The sequence below is a fragment of the Gluconobacter thailandicus F149-1 = NBRC 100600 genome (assembly GCF_000964465.1).
GTDB lineage: Bacteria > Pseudomonadota > Alphaproteobacteria > Acetobacterales > Acetobacteraceae > Gluconobacter > Gluconobacter thailandicus.
Genome location: NZ_BANH01000090.1, coordinates 1 through 1,454 on the forward strand (window position 1 = coordinate 1; position 1,454 = coordinate 1,454).

The following is a 1,454-nucleotide window of genomic DNA, read 5'->3' on the forward strand; positions in this document are numbered from 1 at the left end:
GGAGGTGGACGTGCCCGACAGAGCGCAAGTTCAGCTCTGGTCCTCAAAAATCGTCGGTCTACGCATTCCCTCAGGTGAGAAAATGTGTGGATCGCACCTTCTTGGTTCCCTTTTACCAGAATACTAAAAACATTAGAAAACTGCCATTTTTCTGGATTTACGAATGATGTACGCCGTGTCTTGGGAAGAATGTTCTGACGTCCGTGAATACAGAACTGCAAGTCGGCGATCCTAAGTGTCTTCCACTCATCGGTCAGCGTCAGGTGCTTTAAATTAATGTGCCACTTCGAAATCTCATTGAGGGAAGGCTCTGCAAAAGCGCGAAGAAGAAACAGGATATTTTCTTCATTCTTTTCAACGTCCAAAAGACGTCTAGCTTTAAAAAGACGGTTATTGGAAAGATATGAAAGTGTCGGATTTCCATAATTTTTTTTATCAAAATTATCCCACACACTTGAGATATTTCTCCTCAAACCGATAAATCTTATTTTGCATATTTCTTCATCATACTGACGGCAGAAGTCTTTAAAGAGATATTTTATAACGAATTTAGTATTATCTGTTTTCTGGAAAGCTTTGTCTTTGCGATTTTTATCATTGGTGAAGACCGAAAATACTACCTCCCGAACGATATCTTCATATTCAGGTTTGAAGTACAGAGTAGCATGTATGTGAGGAGTTTCATTTTCATGAAGATGGATTTTCTTAATCCCAAGAATGATAATTCCCTTTTTACGAAGAATTACCATGATTTTATTCCATCTCTCTTGAATTTCCTTCATAGCAGCTTCGTAACTTGAAGCATGAAACTCACCTGGCAAAGTGAGAGTGAGGAAAAATTCCTCATACAACAAAACACCTTCGGCGCTTTTGCCTATAAGTTCTGATATTTTTAAATACTGCTTTCTTTTTTGAGATTTTCTATATTGATCACTTTCATATGCACTTATCTTCCTTCCACTTTCGGTTATTTTTACAATATAATTCTTCTTTCTTTCGGTCCTTATGGAAACAAAATCTTGTTCAACAATATCCTCGCAAGCAGGTATGCCTATGTACCGCCGAATATTTCTCCTTACTTTTACGGAATTTTCGGTGCAGTATTTTCGATGGTTCTTCATCCCACGACCTGAGAACTGACCAGCCTGAAATCCTACGTAAGAACACAGGTCTAACCGCCTCAGGGTTTCTCGATCAAACCGACCAAAGATATTGAGGATCTCTTTGCAGACATCCAACGGGTCTGGCTTTGCGCCGACAACTTCTGAAGCCCTGCTGTAAGCCAGATCAGCCAGTCGTCCTCGATAGAATGGATGCAGCTTTTGGAAAGACCTTGCGGTCTCCCGGTTATATTCCCTGAGCGCCGAAACCAACGTTTCATCTGAGAAAGACATGATCGCATTCATTCACCTCCGGCTGATGCGGGCAGGCGAGATGCGAGGTTCATGTCATTG

1 protein-coding gene is annotated in these 1,454 nt (G+C 41.0%); it reads right to left on the reverse strand.

What is annotated here, in order from left to right:
- A partial coding sequence (locus B7444_RS15495; protein WP_048855222.1) for a hypothetical protein occupies nt 1-1,406 on the reverse strand: 1,406 nt, incomplete at its 3' end.
- Between the last annotated feature and the right edge of the window lie 48 nt (nt 1,407-1,454).